Source organism: Listeria sp. ILCC796 (genome assembly GCF_900186175.1).
GTDB classification, from domain to species: domain Bacteria; phylum Bacillota; class Bacilli; order Lactobacillales; family Listeriaceae; genus Listeria; species Listeria goaensis.
This window is the reverse complement of sequence record NZ_FYBV01000007.1, coordinates 13772-31153: the sequence shown is the minus strand read 5'-3', so window position 1 is coordinate 31153 and position 17382 is coordinate 13772. Positions and strand designations below refer to the sequence as shown.

The 17382-nt window shown below is 41.7% G+C and carries 20 protein-coding genes; 4 read left to right on the top strand and 16 right to left on the bottom strand.

The window, feature by feature from the left end; genetic code table 11:
• Positions 1-17 precede the first annotated feature (17 nt).
• The 8 genes from aroD to rlmN form a co-directional block, all read right to left on the bottom strand.
• Positions 18-797 (bottom strand): type I 3-dehydroquinate dehydratase, encoded by a 780-nt coding sequence (aroD, locus tag CFS04_RS08520; protein WP_088810232.1) that lies wholly within the window; start codon positions 795-797, stop codon positions 18-20.
• Between the two features lie 12 nt (positions 798-809).
• Positions 810-1529: an NUDIX hydrolase gene (locus CFS04_RS08515; RefSeq protein WP_088810230.1), complete on the bottom strand. Its 720-nt coding sequence runs from the start codon at positions 1527-1529 to the stop codon at positions 810-812.
• Between the two features lie 125 nt (positions 1530-1654).
• Positions 1655-1819, bottom strand: coding sequence for a 50S ribosomal protein L32 (gene rpmF, locus CFS04_RS08510; protein WP_088810228.1), 165 nt, complete (start codon positions 1817-1819; stop codon positions 1655-1657).
• Positions 1820-1836: 17 nt separating this feature from the next.
• Complete coding sequence (locus CFS04_RS08505; RefSeq protein WP_088810226.1) at positions 1837-2391, bottom strand: nitroreductase; 555 nt, start codon at positions 2389-2391, stop codon at positions 1837-1839.
• 11 nt (positions 2392-2402) lie between these two features.
• Complete coding sequence (gene isdG / locus CFS04_RS08500) at positions 2403-2768, bottom strand: heme oxygenase IsdG (protein ID WP_088810225.1); 366 nt, start codon at positions 2766-2768, stop codon at positions 2403-2405.
• Between the two features lie 66 nt (positions 2769-2834).
• Positions 2835-3191, bottom strand: coding sequence for a DUF488 domain-containing protein (locus tag CFS04_RS08495; RefSeq protein WP_088810224.1), 357 nt, complete (start codon positions 3189-3191; stop codon positions 2835-2837).
• Between the two features lie 41 nt (positions 3192-3232).
• Positions 3233-3652 (bottom strand): Imm48 family immunity protein, encoded by a 420-nt coding sequence (imm48, locus tag CFS04_RS08490; RefSeq protein ID WP_088810222.1) that lies wholly within the window; start codon positions 3650-3652, stop codon positions 3233-3235.
• A gap of 362 nt (positions 3653-4014) precedes the next feature.
• Positions 4015-5118: a 23S rRNA (adenine(2503)-C(2))-methyltransferase RlmN gene (gene rlmN / locus CFS04_RS08485; RefSeq protein ID WP_088810220.1), complete on the bottom strand. Its 1104-nt coding sequence runs from the start codon at positions 5116-5118 to the stop codon at positions 4015-4017.
• Between the two features lie 178 nt (positions 5119-5296).
• Between rlmN and CFS04_RS08480 the strand changes: the two genes are divergently transcribed.
• From CFS04_RS08480 to CFS04_RS08470, 3 genes are read left to right on the top strand one after another with little or no spacing between them, the layout of a single operon-like run.
• On the top strand, positions 5297-6253 hold the full coding sequence (locus CFS04_RS08480) for a MoxR family ATPase (protein ID WP_088810218.1): 957 nt from the start codon (positions 5297-5299) through the stop codon (positions 6251-6253).
• Positions 6246-7373: a DUF58 domain-containing protein gene (locus tag CFS04_RS08475; RefSeq protein ID WP_088810216.1), complete on the top strand. Its 1128-nt coding sequence runs from the start codon at positions 6246-6248 to the stop codon at positions 7371-7373. The genes CFS04_RS08480 and CFS04_RS08475 overlap by 8 nt, the downstream gene beginning before the upstream one ends.
• Positions 7373-9523, top strand: a complete 2151-nt coding sequence (locus CFS04_RS08470; protein ID WP_088810215.1) for a transglutaminase domain-containing protein — start codon at positions 7373-7375, stop codon at positions 9521-9523. Before CFS04_RS08475 ends, CFS04_RS08470 begins: the two co-directional genes overlap by 1 nt.
• A 23-nt stretch (positions 9524-9546) precedes the next feature.
• Here the strand turns inward: CFS04_RS08470 and mscL are convergent, their stop codons facing one another.
• From mscL to CFS04_RS08435, 7 genes are all read right to left on the bottom strand, one after another.
• A complete protein-coding gene (gene mscL / locus CFS04_RS08465) occupies positions 9547-9942 on the bottom strand; it encodes a large-conductance mechanosensitive channel protein MscL (RefSeq protein ID WP_088810213.1) in 396 nt (131 codons plus the stop codon).
• Between the two features lie 67 nt (positions 9943-10009).
• On the bottom strand, positions 10010-10621 hold the full coding sequence (locus tag CFS04_RS08460) for a cyclase family protein (RefSeq protein ID WP_088810212.1): 612 nt from the start codon (positions 10619-10621) through the stop codon (positions 10010-10012).
• 32 nt (positions 10622-10653) lie between these two features.
• Positions 10654-11649, bottom strand: coding sequence for an NADP-dependent oxidoreductase (locus tag CFS04_RS08455; RefSeq protein ID WP_088810210.1), 996 nt, complete (start codon positions 11647-11649; stop codon positions 10654-10656).
• A gap of 152 nt (positions 11650-11801) precedes the next feature.
• A complete protein-coding gene (locus CFS04_RS08450) occupies positions 11802-12506 on the bottom strand; it encodes a hypothetical protein (protein ID WP_244169936.1) in 705 nt (234 codons plus the stop codon).
• Positions 12507-12643: 137 nt separating this feature from the next.
• Positions 12644-13126 (bottom strand): ATPase, encoded by a 483-nt coding sequence (locus CFS04_RS08445; protein WP_088810207.1) that lies wholly within the window; start codon positions 13124-13126, stop codon positions 12644-12646.
• A gap of 9 nt (positions 13127-13135) precedes the next feature.
• On the bottom strand, positions 13136-14062 hold the full coding sequence (locus tag CFS04_RS08440; RefSeq protein WP_088810205.1) for an LCP family protein: 927 nt from the start codon (positions 14060-14062) through the stop codon (positions 13136-13138).
• A 150-nt stretch (positions 14063-14212) separates the two neighbouring features.
• Positions 14213-14527, bottom strand: a complete 315-nt coding sequence (locus CFS04_RS08435) for a hypothetical protein (protein ID WP_088810203.1) — start codon at positions 14525-14527, stop codon at positions 14213-14215.
• 107 nt (positions 14528-14634) lie between these two features.
• On the opposite strand from CFS04_RS08435, the gene CFS04_RS08430 reads away from it, so the two are divergent.
• Positions 14635-16647 carry a penicillin-binding transpeptidase domain-containing protein gene (locus CFS04_RS08430; protein ID WP_088810202.1) on the top strand — a complete coding sequence of 671 codons (2013 nt, stop codon included), beginning with the start codon at positions 14635-14637 and terminating at the stop codon, positions 16645-16647.
• Positions 16648-16847: 200 nt separating this feature from the next.
• Here CFS04_RS08430 and CFS04_RS08425 read toward each other — a convergent pair whose 3' ends face one another.
• Complete coding sequence (locus tag CFS04_RS08425) at positions 16848-17372, bottom strand: VanZ family protein (protein WP_088810201.1); 525 nt, start codon at positions 17370-17372, stop codon at positions 16848-16850.
• Positions 17373-17382 lie beyond the last annotated feature (10 nt).

Here is a 17382-nt window from a genome sequence, read left to right as displayed (position 1 = left end):
GTAGCTAAATTTGTTTGTTACAATTCTGTGAATGCCTCGCTTGATTTCGCTTCTAAAGCATCTAAAATTAGCCGTAAATTTTGAACAGGAACTTGTCCAGGCGCAGAAGCTTTTCCGATGCTTCCATACGTAATCGCTGAACCGAAAAAGCCGCCAGATAGGCGCGAAATGACGCCGAGCGTTCCCATTGAAATAGCAACAAACGGTTTTGTAGCTTCATTTTTCAGCGTATTCATCGCATCTAGTAGAACAAGTGCATCGGCTCCGTTTTCAGGCATGACGGCAATTTTTGTAATGTCAGCTTGTAAGGCTTCCATGCGCGCAAAACGAGCTAGGATTTCTGATCTTGGGGGCGTTTTTTCAAAGTCATGGCTACTCATTAGCACTTTCACATTTGACGCATGTGCATGACTTACTAATTCTGCCACAGCGGTTTCATCATGAAATAGTTCCACATCGAGCAAGTCCACTTCGCCAGTACGCACCATCACACGGTTTAACTCAAAATAGAAATCGTCTTTCATTTCCAGTTCGCCGCCCTCTCCTTTTGTTCTAAAAGTAAAAAGAAGCGGTTTTGTTTTGATAAGAGGTCGAATTTCGCGGAGAGCCCATTTGACCGTTTCAAGGTCATGCACCTTACCAAAATAGTCTGCGCGCCATTCAATAATATCCACGTCAAACTCATTAATAAGCGCCACTTCGCGTTTTAAATCTGCAATCGTCTTCCCCATTAGAGAAACGCAAATTTTGGGCGTCCCTTCGCCAATTACAACATCATTTATTGTTACAAGGTTCATCGTGCATCCCCCTTAAAAGAAAATACTATGCGCATTCGCTTCCGAGCTAAAAAAGTATTTTCCATCTTCGCTTTGCTCAAGAAAAGGCAAAAGCTCAATATAATGATTAAATTCCTCAAAAGACGGCATCGCATCTTTCAAAGTACACCCCTGAAGAGCTTCATACAACTCCTCTGATGTAAAAAATTCAGGTAAAAAATCGCTGACCTTCGTGGAAAGAAGCATTTCCTGATTGATTTTATGAGTGGCATCACGCAAAATATCCAAATGATCAAACGCAAGCGGTAATTTGAATGCTTCGTCTACCGAAACGAGCGCCACGTTTGCCGCATCATCTAGAGCAGTTCGTTTTAAAAGGGCTTCTTTCGGAACAAAAGCATAATGTGCACGCGTAATAATCCAACCGCGCGGGTCGCGTCCAGGTTTATCATAAACACCGAACGCCGTAAGTGGAATATCGGTTAAACCCGTTTCTTCTTCCAATTCGCGAATGCCCGCTTGATGCGCATCTTCATTCGGATCAACAAATCCACCCGGGAACGCCCATTTTCCGCCTTCAATATTAGGCTTTCCTTCCGCATTCAAACGGCTTCTTTCAATTAAAAGCACATGCAATTTGCTCTCCTGTACCGTAAAAAGTAAAATATCGCTCGTATAGCCGTCTGGCGTCCGAAATTTTTTTGCATCATAGGATTCCAGCGCCTCTTCTTGCTTCACAAAATTATCTGTCATTCCAATTGGCCTCATTTCTACATGAATTGTCCTATTCCTATAAAATCCATTTTAGCATGCCGTACACAAAAAAAATACCCATCTTTGCGAAGAAAAAAACGTCTTTTTCGCAAAAATGGGAACTCTTATAAGACTTGCTTATTTTTATACGTACCGTCCGGCGCAATCCGGTGGGACATTTGATATTCACCTGTCGTAGGATTCTTAGTCAAACCTGGTACGCTTAAACCTTTATGCGTCCGTCGTTTATTTTTCTTCGCTTTCGACGTTCTTCTAGCAGGTACAGCCACATTCATCACCTCCTAAATTACAATTCATGCACATAAGACGCTATTTCTCGCCTTGCTTTCGCCTTTGGAACCTCAACAAATTTAGTTAAATGTAGCGTTCCAATGATTTTTTCGTCTGGTTTTATCCCTAACACCTCTTGAAACGTTGGGTTGAAAATGTACTTATTCGTTCGCCAAATCATGCCAATATTTTCTTCCCAACCGAGTAGTTGTAGATTTTGAATAAATGCACTTGTCGCCGCAATGGCTTCAAAGTCTTTCTTCGCAACACTCGTAATTTTTGACGTAATAATGAGTGTTATGGGTGCTTTTCCAATCTTTTTAATCGTACTTTCGCGAATTTTATGGGCCTCTTCTGGTTTTTCACAAGTCGCCCGTACGACAGCCTCTACATATTTTTCCTTCTGCGCTGGACTTTCCACCACATAAACTTCCCACGGTTCAAGCTTGCTATGGAACGGTGCAAAGGAAGCCGTTTCAATCAGACTGTGCACAAATTGTTTTGAAATTGGTTCCTCAATTGCTTGTTTAATGGAACGGCGCGCACGAATGGTTTCCGCTACTTTCCCCATACCGAGCCCTCCTATTCTACTTGAGCAGCTGGTTCTTGGATGTGGACAACTTCATATTGGACAACCTCATTACCTAAAATGCCTTTACGGTCACGTTTTTGTTCGCGCGAATCTTTTGTTCGACCATGCGTTTTTTTGAATGCATCACTTTTAACCCACGCTTTTTGCGCCGCTTCACTCACCCATTTACTTGTCACCACAACCTCTTCAAAATCGCTCTCTGGTAGATGCGTCTTCCACAATTCAAAACCTAAAAAGCCTTCTACTTCTGCAATCTCTTTTGTTGGGTGTCCAGAACCATCAGCTCCAGTAAATTGCTTAATCACTTGATCCCCGTAGCCTTTTTCCACTTTAATTGTGTTAGTAACAATAATCATCCATTTTCCTCCTATAATTTGCCGATTCATTACTTCGATTATAGTGATAATGATTCTCATTGTCAATTATAGATTTTCAGAAACCCATTCTAAAAGCACCCGCGCATGGTTCTCCTCTTCACTTTTCGCCGCAAATAAAAAAGTCACATTTCCTTTTTCAAGTTCTTTTCTCACTTTGTCTAAAAAAACCATCCGGAATTGATTCCCTGAAAGCTCCGCCAAATAGCCTTCCTTAAACGCTTGAAAATCCATCTTCTGATGATGAAAGTCTGTCCGGATTTCATTTGACGGCGCCATATTTCTCGCCCACTCATCTAGTTTCGCCTTTTCCTTTGAAACCCCTCTCGGCCATAGTCGGTCAACTAAAATGCGGTAACCATCTTCTGTTTCTGCTGGTTCATAAAGCCGTTTTAATTTCAGCATAAAACCTGCTCCTTTTAAACAAAAAAAGCTAGATGATTACCTCACCTAGCTTGTTGTATATTTTCTCGTTGACACTCTCGCACGATGTCAAAGATGCTTGAAACATCTTCTTGAATTTCTTTATATTCACCCGTTTTGTAGTAATCAACGTAACCCTCTAGACCGCGTCCAATCACCGTAAACTGCGTTGGGTGTTTCGCTTTCTCTGTACAGTGAATCGCGTGACTCGATAATTTAGCTGCTTCTTGCTCGCTAAAATGAAAATTATGAACTAATGCCGCGACTAAGCTCGCCTGAATTTCACTTCCATCGGCATCCATCTCAGAGCCAAGCATCGTAAGCATCCCAAATAAATAAGATGTCACCACTTTAGCTTCAAACGCATCATTTTTATCAAATTTAATAACCTCAGCAACCTTACTTGCACAATTCCTCGCTGCTTCAAAAAAAGTTACTTCCACTTTTGGCACTCCCTTATTAACTTGCTTTTGAAATATATCCATTATAACACTTTATCAGCAGCTTTCAAGAGTTAATTTTTCTGGTCAAAAACTAATTCACGACGTGGACAGGTTATGTTTTCGATTTCAGTTTGAACTCTCGCTCGATACTCTTCTTCTGCCTCGTTAACATGTCCAATAAAATAGACTTCCTTTAGCCAGTATAAGTGTCTAAAAACAAAGCTATTAAAGTTTCTCTCCTTCATTAAAATAGAAAGTTATCGCGCAAAAAATACTGCCTAAACTGTTCACAAAGCCAGAAGCAGCATCTCCAAAACAAAACCACCCTTCAAAATTCAACTTTTAAAGGGTGGTAATCTTAATTATTGGTTTTCAAGCGCCTTTTTCTCGCGCATACGTTCGCGAATGCCGACGCGTTTAATTTGTTTGCTGCGAAGTTGACCGCATGCAGCATCAATATCGGTGCCGTGTTCACGGCGGATAACGCAATTAATGCCGTTCTTTTTCAGGACGTCATAGAAAGCGAGGACGTCTTCTTTTTTGCTTCGTTCGTATTGATTGTGCTCATCGACTGGGTTGTACGGGATTAAATTGACATAGGCGAGCTTTTTATGGTTTTTGAGTAAATTGGCGAGTTCTTGCGCTTCTTGTCTGGAGTCATTGACATCACGCAACATAATATACTCGTAGGTTACCCTGCGATTGGTTTTCTCGATATAATATTCGATTGCTTCCATGAGCGTTTCAATCGAGAACGTCCGATTAATTCGCATGATTTTCGTCCGAATATCGTTGTTCGGTGCATGTAAGGAAACGGCCAGGTTGACTTGGAAGTCCTCGTTTGCGAAATCTTTAATGCGCGGTGCGAGTCCACTGGTTGAAACGGTGATGTGGCGCGCGCCAATTGCAAGCCCTTTGTCGTGATTCACAACGCGCAAAAAGCTCATGACATTGTCGTAGTTATCGAACGGTTCGCCGATTCCCATCACGACGACATGACTTACGCGGGCGTCATTATCACGCTCGTCTAAGTAGCGCTGCACATTCATAATTTGCGATACGATTTCCCCTGCGTCTAGGTCGCGTTGCTTCTTTAAAAGTCCGCTTGCACAAAACGTACAGCCGATATTACAGCCGACTTGTGTCGTAACACAGACCGATAAGCCGTATTCATGACTCATAAGCACCGTTTCAATTAAGTTGCCATCTTCTAATTTAAATAAATATTTGATTGTGCCATCATTTGATTTTTGCACAATTTGTTCTTCTAGATTATTTAAGACAAAGTTTTCTTTCAAAATTTCAATGCTTTCTTTCGGGACATTCGTCATTTCATCAAATGAGCCTACACGCTTACGATAAAGCCATTCCCACACTTGTGTCGCTCTGAATTTCTTTTGTCCTTTGTCTAAAAACCATTCCGTTAAATCATCAAACGTTAATCCGTAAATGGATTTCTTCGTCATTATTCAGCCTCTTCTCATTCATTTTCTTCTATACCATTTTAAAGGTTTTTAAGCGTACAAGCAACACCTATTCTGTTTAAAAAAATCTTTAGAAAAAATTAAATTAAAATTCTTTTACATCAATATCATAGTAGCATATACTTATTTTATTAGTAAAAATGAAATGGGGGCCTTTTTAATGACTTCACCATTTAATCAAATTGAGCAAATTATTTCCGAAGTTGAAAAAGTTATCGTGGGGAAACGCCACGTTATTGAATTAAGTTTAACGGCACTTTTTGCTGGTGGGCATGTTTTAATTGAAGATGTTCCAGGCGTTGGAAAAACAATGCTCGTGCGCACGCTTGCTAAATCAGTAGATGTGAATTTCAAACGCATCCAGTTTACGCCTGATTTGTTGCCTTCTGACGTGACAGGTATTTCCGTATTTAATCCCGAAACACGCGAATTTGAATTTCGTCCGGGACCGATTACGGGGAACATCATTTTAGCTGATGAAATTAATCGCACCGCGCCTAGAACGCAAGCCGCCCTATTAGAAGGCATGGCTGAAAAAAGCGTTACGGTTGATGGGGTTACAAGACCACTTGCTGACCCGTTTTTTGTTATGGCCACACAAAATCCGATTGAATATGAAGGAACGTATACGCTACCTGAAGCACAGCTCGACCGTTTTCTTTTGAAAATTGAAATGGGCTACCCAAGCGCTGAGGAAGAACTTGCGCTTCTTTCTGAGAAACAAAGCGAGGACACTCTGCTGGAAGCGGAAGCAGTGATTCATTTAACCGATCTTTTAAGTTTAAAAAAAGCAAGTCAAGCGACACAAATTAGTACGGAATTGAAGCAATATATTGTGGATTTGGTCCATGCGACTCGTGCTCATTTTGCGGTTTCGCTTGGCGTTAGTCCGCGTGGAACGATTGCGATGATGATGGCAGCTAAAAGTTATGCCTTTCTTAAAGGACGCGAATTTGTCATGCCTGATGATATTAAATATTTGGCGCCATTTGTTTTTGAACATCGGTTGTTACTCACGCCTGAAGCGACTTATCAAGCTGTCAAGCAAGCTGATGTCATTCAAGATGTGCTAAATTCCGTTCCAATTCCAGTTGAAAAGAGGTCTTCTCATGCTTAGAACTAGGCTGCTGCTTTTTTCTAGGTGGTTGATGCTTCTCCTCCTCTATGCGGCGCTTATTACATACACTTTATTTCAAGGTGATACAGCGAGCTGGTTTTTAACATATTTCTTTTCAATTGTCATGCTCTTTTTAATTTTTTCGGCGGTGTATCGTCTTAAAAATTGGCACGTTCATCGTGTTTTTCCAAAAAAGGAATATTTTGACGGGGATTTTGTGCAAATGAAGCTTCATTTTAGTCGTAAAAGTCGATTTCCGGTTGGCTATTTGCTTATTGAACAGAAAATACCAGCTTCTTTTGGTGCCCATCATGCGCGCCAACAAACCCTCTATCCTTTTTTCAAAAAAAATGTTGAAGTCGCCATTAAACCATTTCGTGCAACACGAGGACGTCACACTTTTTCGACCATCACGGCTGAAACAAGTGACGCATTTGGTTTAATTGAACGGAGCTCGCAAATTGGTGAGGAAGAGCATGTGACGATTTATCCAACTTACTTTCCGAATATTTTGCAAAAACTTGGTGCGGCGAATCCTGACCGAGATGCAAACGCGCCGTACTGGACTTTGCATAAGAACGACTCTCTTCACAGTTTGCGCGAATTCATTCCCGGTGACAGAATGACATGGATTGACTGGAAAAGTACGGCCAAAACAAACACGATGATGACACGTGAATTTGAAAATAGTAGCGCGCATAAAATGCAAATTATTTTTTTCGGTAGCGTCCATGAAAATTTTGAACACGCCTTACGTGCGGCTTATTCTTTTTCGCGTAAAATGCTCGAAGACGGCGCTGAAGTGCGCATCACCATCTTAGGCGAAAATGGCCGTTCGTTTGACTTTAGCCGTGATAAAAATCGCATCGCTGAGATGTCGCATGTGTTTGCTGAATTGGAGCCGCTTGATGAAGCGGTTTTAATGCAAGAATTGCAGGCGCTACTAAAATGGCAGAAGGACGCGTTTATTTTTGCGCCGGTCATTTCAAATGCGCTACTTCAGGTGGCAAGTAAGTCCAATTGGCGAATGACGCTAATCTCCATTTTAGACAAACAAGAGCTCTCCCAAAACGCTATTTACTTGCGGAAAGATTCGCTTGAGTCGGGGGGTGGCGTGTGATGTGTGCAAAGTTGCTGACGATTATCCTCTACATTTTGTCCATCTTGCTCATTTCAGAATGGGTTTATCCGTTCATTTTCCTTACAAATTTAACCAACCCGCTCTACATGATTATTTACGTCGCGCTTTCACTTGGCATGTTTTTCCTCGGCTGGCGCTTTTATGCGACCTTGCCGCTCCATCTTTTGCTCATTTACTTCTTGATGGGGATTTACTTCAATGACGGACATCCATTTGAACTCGGCTTTTTAGGCACGTTCGTGCAAATTATTCAGTCTGGCTTCCGCGACCTATTTGCTTTCAACGCCTACGATATTAGCATGGCGTTCATCACACTCATTTTCTTTGTCGCCATTTGGCTTCTTAACTACATTACAAGCTTTACACTTTTGAAAAAACAGCGGATTATGAGCGTGCTTGCGTTAACCGTGGCCTACATCGCCGTCGTCAACACATTTACTGAATACGCCGGTCAAATGGCTTTAGTGCGAACCGTCATTATTGGCTTCTTGCTGCTTCATTTTGCGCTGTCCAAACGACTGGAGACGCCGAATCGATTAAGCGGATTGACAGACAAAAAGCGTCCGATATTTTATCACGTGGCCCTTATTGCACTTTTAGGGGTATTTTTAGGTAGCGCCTTGCTGTTCCCACAGCAAAAACCGGTTTTTAATGATCCGGTTCCCTATATTCGCGAATCACTTGGTATGAATACAACACGGACGGTCGGCTATAGTGAGGACGACTCCGAACTTGGCGGCGCTTTAAAGCCTGATCATTCGCAAGTTTTCCAAGTATGGGCTGAAAAAGAACATTATTACCGCGTGGAGACGAAACGCGCCTACACTGGACGTGGTTGGGCAACTTCTAATCGTACTGACGTAGAAAATTTCAAAGACGCCGAAGCTTTCCCGTTAGCGTTAGCGGACAAGTATCAATCAAAGGAAAGTACGCTCGACGTCCAATTTGATAACGCGAACGATTATCTCGTCTACACATATGGAACACATTCCTTTTTTAACAGTAAAGAAGTGACTTTTGCCCTTTCCGATAGTACCGAAAAAGTGACTCCTGCGGCGAAAATCAGGAGCTATTCGATGAGCGTGGCTGAGCCCGTTTACGATCTAAAATTGATGAAAGCGGCGAAATTCAACGAGCTTTCCGACCAATTTTTGGCGGCTTATACGCAACTTCCAACTGAATTGCCAAAACGTGTGGGCAATCTAGCGGAAAAAGTAACAAAAAATGCGGACACAACGTATGACCAAGTGAAAGCAATTGAAAACTATTTAAGTTTCACAGGTGGATTCAGATACAGTACGGAAGATGCCAAAACAACACCGCAAGATGCGGATTATGTCGATCAGTTTTTGTTTGAAACGAAAGTCGGTTACTGTGATAATTTTTCTACCTCAATGGTCGTTATGCTACGTACAATCGGCATTCCAGCACGTTTTTCAAAAGGGTTTACTTCTGGTGATGAAATTCGTAGCGAAAACAATAAAACGCTCTATTCCGTCAAAAATAATAACGCCCATTCTTGGCCAGAAGTCTATTTCCCGGGAACAGGCTGGGTACCATTTGAACCGACAGCAACTTTCCAAAACCCAGAAGAATTCATTGATTCAACTGAAGAGCGTCAAGTGACAAGCGACGCACCAAGTAGTTCTGAGGACACGCAAAAAGGCGCTCAAGAAGAAACCACTGAACAACGTAAAAACGCCGAGCAAGGAACGGATACGGGACAAACTCAAACAAAAAAAGATACGACTTCTACTGAAAAAACAGCCATCAACCCGCGACTGATTTTCTGGAGCATTTTTGGCACAACCGTTTTGATCGCCTTGATGATTTTCATCTTCCGCAAACAAATTCAGCTTTTCTGGTTTAAGCGTGCTATTCAAAAAGAAAAATGGACTTTCGAAACGAGCTACCTCAAACTGCTACACCTGCTTAAAAATTACGGATACATTCGCGAACCGAGCGAAACATTATCTGCCTTTGCAGCACGCACAAAACTTGACGGCTTCCAAGAACTAACAACAACCTATGAAAATTGGCTTTACGGCAACCAAAATACGCCAGTAGCGAAAAAAGACTTTGAACGTGTGATTCATGTAATTCAATCTAAAAAACGAGGTCATTCCTAAAGGAGTGACCTCGTTTATGTAAGTTAAACCTCTTTCTTATTTTGCAACAAATCGCGAATTTCTTTTAAATATTCTTCCGATTTGGTAATTTCTACTGGTGCTTCTGCCTCTTCTTCGCCGCGACGCTTCGAGAGACCAATCAGGACTTTGATAAAAATAAATAGTGAGAGCGCAATGATGACAAAATCAACAACAGATTGAATGAACAACCCGTATTTTAAGTCCGCAGAGCCTACAACAACGTGCAAGTCTTCAAAGCTGACACCGCCTAAAATCATCCCAACAAGTGGCATAATAATGTTGTCGACAAGCGAAGCCACAATTTTTCCGAATGCAGCCCCGATTACAACACCGACTGCCAAATCGAGCACATTTCCTTTCAGTGCAAAATCTTTAAATTCCTGTGCGAATTTCTTCATGTTGACATCCCCCCTTCTTAAAAAGCATACTATCAATTTTTAGGTTTGTCATATATTTGGATTAAAACTAGATTTTTGCGTACGCGCGAACGATGCTTGCCTCAGCCTCAATTTTGAGCGGGACCGCATGCAATTCGACTTCGGGAGCTGAAAGTAAGGCGCGTAAATTTGTTAGGTTCTCCAAAATAAAAATGCCTGCCGCAAGTAGCGTTTGATGCACGATAAACGGGGCGAAATCAGGCGAGGGGGTGTCGATTCCGACCATCTTGATTTGCTTTTCCACAAGCATCTTCGCCAAATTTTCCGTTAAAATCGGATGCTGCGTATAATATTTTTCTTCGCCGTAATAAGCATCAAATCCCGTGTAAAACAAAACGATGTCGCCCAGTTTAACGCACTCAAATTGAGTCTGCCAGTCAATTTCTGACAGCCCGCGCACATCAAATAAGACGGCCTTCCCAGTAAATGCTTCGACCGGAAAAGCCGCTGCAAAACGAGCATCCGGCACAAGGTGCATCGGCATATCAACATGCGTTCCAACATGCAAATTCGTTTCCACTTCATGAATCACATAACCATCTTTTTCAAAAAAACGAGTTTGCACAATGTTTGTCGCACTGTCCCCCGGATAAACAGGCGAGCGCCCCCCAATTGTATGCGATAAATCAACGTAAGCCATAATTTCCTCCTTAAAAATAAGCCCAGCAAGCGCTAGGCCATTTCCACAATGATTTTCCCGATATTTTTCCCTTCAAATAATGAAAGAAATGCCGGAACAATTTGGTCAAAGCCTTTTAAAACTGTTTCCTTATGCGTGAGTTTCCCTTCCTCAAGCCACTTAACAAGCTGTTTCGTCGCCTCTTTATAATCCGCCTGATAATTTGTCACGGAAAAAGCTTGCATACGCGCATTCGCTTGAATCAAATAGCGCTGAATGCGAGGCCCCACATCTTCTTCTGCCGGCAAGTTGTAATTCGAAATCGTACCACACACCGGAATACGCGCAAAATTGTTGAGGAGCGGCCAGACAGTGTCACTAATTTCGCCGCCAACATTCTCAAAATAAACATCAATTCCGTTCGGACACGCCCGCTTCAAGTTTTCGGCAAAATTCGGATCACGATAATTCACCGCCGCATTAAACCCAATCTCTTTGACTAAATAGCGCGCTTTATCGTCCGTACCGGTAATACCAATTACGTGAGCGCCCTTAATTTGAGCAATTTGACCGACCGTAGACCCAACTGCCCCCGCCGCCGCACTCACAACAACCGTTTCATCTTTCTCTGGCTGTCCAATATCGAGTAAGCCAAAATAAGCCGTTAGCCCAGTCATTCCTATTACGCCTAGATACGCTTTCGCCGAAATAACGCTCGTATCAATTTTGCGCACTTTCCCCTCAGAAAGAATGACTTCCTCTTGCCACGGAACTTGCCCCACCACAAAATCGCCTTCCGCAAAATCGCGACTAGCGGAGCGAACCACACGCAAAACGCCGCTGCTTTTCATAGGCTGCCCAATTTTAAATGGTGGCATATTCGACGAGTCCGCATTCATTCTGCCGCGCAAATAGGGGTCAACAGAAAGGTAAACAAGTTGCAAGTGTAACTCCCCGTCATGCAGGCCATTTAAACGAACTTCTTTTGTCTCAAATAAATCTGCGCTCAGTTTGCCTGTAGGTCTAGCTTTTAATACGATTTGTTTCATTTTGGTCACCTTCCCTCGTTATTTGCATCACTACCACGTGAACAAGATTTCTAAACAAAATCCTTCGCAAAGCGGATAAAAAGGTGCCCATTATAAAATAGGCAAATGGTAAACTTCAGAGATTTTGAAGTTCACCATTTGCCATCTAACCGTTATTTTTTGACTACTTTTTTAAATTCAAATTTCGACATCCAGCCTTTTTTCTTGCGTATCGAAATATAGCCAATTATCGAAATGACGAGCGCACCTAAGAAGTCTACAAATAGGTCACCCATTGTATCCGCAACTGCAGCATGTCCTTCAAGCGGCGTCCCATTTTCAAGCATTGTTTTTTGCATGTTCATGCCTAATGAATCGGCTCCGAACTCATAGAATTCCCATAAAACACCAAGGAATACTGCAAAACTAAGCGCGAACAGTGCCACGAAAAACGGGCTCATGTTTAACGAAACATTTTCGTTATTGTTTAGCAAGTTGACGATAGAAAAACCAAGTCCCCCGAGCATCGCACCACTAAACGTGTGTAAAATCGTGTCCCAATTTGGAATTAAGTAATAAAAACTTTGTACCTCACCTAAATAAATAGCGCAATAAAGGAAAATTATAAAGACAATATACATCGCATCAGGTATTTCGAACTTCATTCTTTTACTTAACATAGATGGTAAAAAGAGCACGACAACACCAAGAATACATTGTAAAATCATTAATGTGTAATCTCCGCGCGTTTTTTCTCCTTCGCCAAGATAAGCGTCGGCTGGTGTTAAAATTAAGTTAACCGTAGCGTAGACAATTGACACTAATAAAGTTACAAGTACGAAAATGGCTAATATCCTAGTCCAGTTCCATTTTTTCAAAATTTCCACTCCCTTTCATGTTGTCTTTACCCATTATACATGAACTTAAATACTTTTTTAAATTTTTTGCAGGACTTTGCAAAATAAACACGCCTAATAGGAAGAGAACGATTGGGAATAAAAAAGAGTGAAGCGACTTAATTAAGCCACTCCACTAATTTTTTTCGATATTCTTCATACAAAACGTCAGAATAGGCTTTATCAAACGTAAATTCTTCACCTTCAAGCGCTTTTTTGAACGCATCAAGACAGATTGTCCAGCCAGCCAAGTCGCGCGGCGTATGATCGGTTACTTGCACGATTTCTTCGGTGAAAATAAGCTGCGTTTCATTTTCGCTTAACGGGGCAAAACGAAAGTAGACCGCATCGTTATCCCAAGCAAAACCAAGCGCCACATTTTCCTCGAATTCTAAAATAGGCATTTCAATTTTTTCGGTTTCCGTCATTTTAAAAAGCAAATAGCCGTCCGCTGAAAGCTGCCCCATTTCGAGTTCAGCAAACCATTTTCCGAGACCTTCCGTCGTAGATACTAGCTCAAAGCAAGAAGTCATCGGCGCATCAATTGTTTGCACCGCACAAAAAATCAATTTATCCCCTTGTTTGACAATTTCAGGTTTCATGATAACCTCCTATTTGATGAAATCTTGAATCGCGGCTGCGTTTTTCGCAATATCAATTCGCAGCACCGCCCCAGCGCCCGAAATGCGCTGATTTTCCCAAGTGCCCTTCACAGGAACTGTGAGTGTCTCCAAGTCAGACGTTCTGCCAAGTGCGAAGTCCAGCCCCGTTTTAAGCACAAGAGAAGTCGGTAAATCCGTTGTAGTGTAGCCTTGCACAGTGCCGAGCACGCTCGGTAATTTAAACACGCTCGTTGCCGTAATCGCCTGATCTTTCACAGCCGCAAGCACTTGTTGTTGGCGTCTTACCCGTCCAAAATCGCCCTCTTCATCTTTTCTAAAGCGAGCATATTGAAGGAGTGTATGACCGTCCATTTTTTGCTTGCCGGCTTTTATGTTAGCGTCAATATTTTGTGACATATCTTTTTCCGCGTCAATTTCAATCCCATCTGGCGCAAGCGTATCAATGACTTTCGGGAAGCTTTCAAAACTTGTCACAACGTAGTAATTGCAATCAATTCCGAAGTTTTCCTTAACCGTTTGACGCACAAGTTCTGGCCCACCGTAGGAATAAGCCGCGTTGATTTTATTTTTGCCATGTCCTGGAATATCTACATATGTATCGCGCATAAGCGAAACAATTTTAGGCTCTTTCTTCTTTTTGTCATAATGCGCAATCATTAGTGAATCTGAACGACCTTGATCCTCACCTCGCGAGTCACTACCGATAAATAGAATGTTTACACTATCACCAGAAGGCTTCTCACCATTAAATGTAAATTCCTTTAACGCATTGTCTGCTTCCGCTTCTTTTAAGCTGGATTTATATTGAAAAAAGCCTACAACTCCAAAAACTAATAGTACTAAAACGAGCAAAAGCAGAATTGTGCCAAAAACGCGACCTTTCCTAACTTTCTTATGCTCAGCATGTCTTGCCATATTTTTCACCTCTATTTTTAACTCCAAGTATCCTTTGATACCCTTATCTTACAATAAATTATCAAAAAAAGAGACTGAAAACATATAAGAATTGTTAAAGATTAGGAAAATACTACTTTTTTCATGCACAATTCTGCTATATTAAAATTATTAAAATGTGGACGAATCACTACTATCACTCGAATTTCCTGAGTCTGAACTTCCTCCGTCTTGCGTCGCACCAGAATTCGCATCAGGCGGTGTCATGCCTTCTTGGCTCGTTCCATTTTGTTGACCAAAGTTGCCTGGACCACCATTTTGTTGTTGCATTGTTCCGTTCATATCATTTCCTGTATTTGTTGTTACGAGCATATAACTTAAAATTGCAATTACAATAATGGAACATACACTAATAATAATCGTCGCTATCTTCCATTTGTTTTGCGGCGTTTTTGTAGAGTACGTAATCTGATTTTGTTCTTCCATAAAGTCATCATCCTTTCTTATCCTTCCAATTTATCAATAAAATAAGAAAAAAGTATGACATGAGCAAGAATAAAATGTAAAATAATTTTCATAGAGGTGATAAAAAAATGAATACTAGTAGAAAGAAATGGTGGATAATTGGCATTTCGGCTCTTGCCGTGTTACTTATTGCCGGAGGAATCACATTTTTTATCGTGTTAAATAAATCAGCGGATAAAAAAGCGAAAGACGCGGCAGTGGCATTCACCAATCAAATTGCGCGGGAAAACTATGCGAAGCTTGATACATATGTAACTTCCAAATCATTAAAAGCCGTAGACTTCACAAAAAAAGATTTGGAAACAAAGTACACCACGGTTTTTGGTGGTCTTGGGGTCAAAGATGTTCAAGTGGACAACTTGCAAGTTACACCAGGCGAGAACAGTCGTACTTATGACTTGACCTATGATTTAAACATGCAAACAAGCCTCGGAAAACTCAAAACCCAAAGTTATAAATCGACTATTTCTAAGGAAGATGAGGAATGGAAAGTGGACTGGGTGCCCGCTCTTGTTTTTCCTGGAATGGTGAAAGATGACAAAGTTAGACTTGTGACAGATGAAGCGAAACGCGGCGATATTCTCGACCGAAATCAGAAAAAACTGGCGACGATCGGCAACTTCAATGAAGCAGGTGTGGTCCCTGAAAAGCTTGGGGAAGGCGATGAAAAAACGCAAAATATCATGGCCATTAGCCAAAAACTTGACGTTCCAGCAGAAGAGATTAACCACGCTTTGGAACAAAAATGGGTTAAAGCTGATAGTTTCGTTCCCATCAAGACCATTTTGAGTGGCAACTTACCCGAATCAACCGGCCTTGCCTACGCCCAAAAAGAGCTCCGAACTTATCCGCTAAACCAAGCGACTGCCCATCTAATTGGTTACGTCGGTGAAGTAAGCGCCGAAGATATTGAGAAAAATCCGCAGTTAAATGTTGGCGATATCATTGGAAAAACGGGTCTTGAACGCTATTATGATAAAAAGCTCCGCGGTAAAAACGGTGGCGAAATTAAAATTATTAACGACCGCACCAAACAAGAATCTACACTGCAAAAAGTAGCACGTAACGACGGCGAACCCGTTCACCTAACAATCGACGCTGATATTCAGAAAAAAGCGTTTGATAGCCTTGGAAATGAAGCTGGCGCGGTCACGATGATTAACCCTCAAAGTGGCGATTTATTAGCGCTCGTTAGCACACCTTCATATGATGCAAACAAAATGGCAGCTGGCATTTCCGCTAGCGACTACAAAAAATATAGCGAAGACAAGCGCACGCCGTTTTTAGCGCGCTATGCGACGCGTTACGCTCCCGGTTCTACGTTTAAAACGATTACGGCGGGAATCGGCTTAGACTTAGGTGTCACAACACCAGATAAAACACGCCAAATTGATGGCCTTAAGTGGCAAAAAGACGCTTCATGGGGCAATTATTTTGTGACACGCGTTCATGAAAAGCCATCGGTCAACATGACAGACGCCCTCGTCTATTCGGACAACATTTATTTTGCGCAAGAAGGCCTTGAAATTGGCAAGGATCGCTTGACGACTGGTCTCAAAAAGTTTGATTTTGACCAAGAATTCGATTTACCGTTTTCAATGGAGCCCGCACAAATTTCAAATGATGGATTAAACTCCGACATTTTATTAGCCGACACCTCATACGGGCAAGGCGAATTGCTCATGAGTCCTGTTCAACAAGCGGTCGCCTACACGGCCATTGCGAATGGCGGTAAAATGGTCTATCCAAAATTAGCCAGCGATGCAAAACAAGCTGAATCTAAACAAGCCATCAAAGCAGAATCGGCAAATCTTGTAAAAGATGCGCTTATTAAAACAGTATCGGATCCAAATGGGACCGCCCACAAATTAAATTCCAGTCATAAAATTGCTGCTAAAACGGGCACAGCCGAATTAAAACAAAAACAAGGCGAAGATGGCCTTGAAAACGGCTTTTTATATGCCTTCGACGCAGAAAATCCCAACTATTTAATCCTGGGCATGATAGAAGATGTTAAAGGTCGTGGTGGCAGCAGTTTGGTCATCGATAAATTAAAACCTGTCATCGAATCTATGTATTAAAAAAGAGGCCAACTTAGTTGGCCTCTGGACTGAGGACAAACGGCAATCTTCGTCGTTAAAACCTGCGTTCCACTCCTCACGTATACAAATACGCTCCGGTGCGGTACTCGGCTTTGCCTAAAATCTTACCATTTGTCCTCAGTCCAGGTATGGTGTGATTGCGTTTTGTTTTACTTAAATTTAGAGTTTGTGAGGTCAACTTAGTTGGCCTCTTTCTTTAAATTTCGTTTATGTTCCAATTGTTTTAATACAAAAAAGGTGGTCACAACTCCAATTGTTGCCCCTACAAAATCAAGCATTACATCTTGCAAAAGCGGTGTTCGCCCGCCTGTTAAATATTGATGGTACTCATCAGTTGAGGCAAAAATGAGCGGAATAATGAGACCAGCTGGAAAAGCCCATTTGTTTTGCTTTGTCACGCCGCGCACGCCGAGAAATAAAGCCCCTCCCATAATAAAATAAGTAAAGAAGTGAGCCCCTTTTCGAAGGAAAAACTCAATGAATCCACTGTAGCCTTTTACAGCAATACTTACTTCTGATCCCGCATATGTAAATGAAATATGCGATAAAATATTTTCAAACGGTCGCCTTGCTAGAATCTGATCTAACAAAGGAATAAGCGTTTGTTGTTCGTAAGTTTCAGATGATGATTTAAATAAAATAGCCATAATAAAGAGCGCACATAAAAAACTAATCCCAATCCAAATTTTTTTATTTTTAAACATAATTTTCTCA

Bases quoted from the DNA above. Each gene is read 5' to 3' on its own strand.
- CFS04_RS08495 (WP_088810224.1), bottom strand. From the start codon at position 3,191: ATGCTGAAATTAAAACGGCTTTATGAACCAGCAGAAACAGAAGATGGT.
- CFS04_RS08470 (WP_088810215.1), top strand. From the start codon at position 7,373: ATGTGTGCAAAGTTGCTGACGATTATCCTCTACATTTTGTCCATCTTG.
- CFS04_RS08475 (WP_088810216.1), top strand. From the start codon at position 6,246: ATGCTTAGAACTAGGCTGCTGCTTTTTTCTAGGTGGTTGATGCTTCTC.
- CFS04_RS08515 (WP_088810230.1), bottom strand. From the start codon at position 1,529: ATGACAGATAATTTTGTGAAGCAAGAAGAGGCGCTGGAATCCTATGAT.
- CFS04_RS08430 (WP_088810202.1), top strand. From the start codon at position 14,635: ATGAATACTAGTAGAAAGAAATGGTGGATAATTGGCATTTCGGCTCTT.
- CFS04_RS08445 (WP_088810207.1), bottom strand. From the start codon at position 13,126: ATGAAACCTGAAATTGTCAAACAAGGGGATAAATTGATTTTTTGTGCG.
- mscL (WP_088810213.1), bottom strand. From the start codon at position 9,942: ATGAAGAAATTCGCACAGGAATTTAAAGATTTTGCACTGAAAGGAAAT.
- rlmN (WP_088810220.1), bottom strand. From the start codon at position 5,118: ATGACGAAGAAATCCATTTACGGATTAACGTTTGATGATTTAACGGAA.
- CFS04_RS08435 (WP_088810203.1), bottom strand. From the start codon at position 14,527: ATGGAAGAACAAAATCAGATTACGTACTCTACAAAAACGCCGCAAAAC.
- isdG (WP_088810225.1), bottom strand. From the start codon at position 2,768: ATGATTATTGTTACTAACACAATTAAAGTGGAAAAAGGCTACGGGGAT.
- CFS04_RS08460 (WP_088810212.1), bottom strand. From the start codon at position 10,621: ATGGCTTACGTTGATTTATCGCATACAATTGGGGGGCGCTCGCCTGTT.
- CFS04_RS08425 (WP_088810201.1), bottom strand. From the start codon at position 17,372: ATGTTTAAAAATAAAAAAATTTGGATTGGGATTAGTTTTTTATGTGCG.
- CFS04_RS08440 (WP_088810205.1), bottom strand. From the start codon at position 14,062: ATGGCAAGACATGCTGAGCATAAGAAAGTTAGGAAAGGTCGCGTTTTT.
- CFS04_RS08505 (WP_088810226.1), bottom strand. From the start codon at position 2,391: ATGGGGAAAGTAGCGGAAACCATTCGTGCGCGCCGTTCCATTAAACAA.
- CFS04_RS08480 (WP_088810218.1), top strand. From the start codon at position 5,297: ATGACTTCACCATTTAATCAAATTGAGCAAATTATTTCCGAAGTTGAA.
- CFS04_RS08455 (WP_088810210.1), bottom strand. From the start codon at position 11,649: ATGAAACAAATCGTATTAAAAGCTAGACCTACAGGCAAACTGAGCGCA.
- aroD (WP_088810232.1), bottom strand. From the start codon at position 797: ATGAACCTTGTAACAATAAATGATGTTGTAATTGGCGAAGGGACGCCC.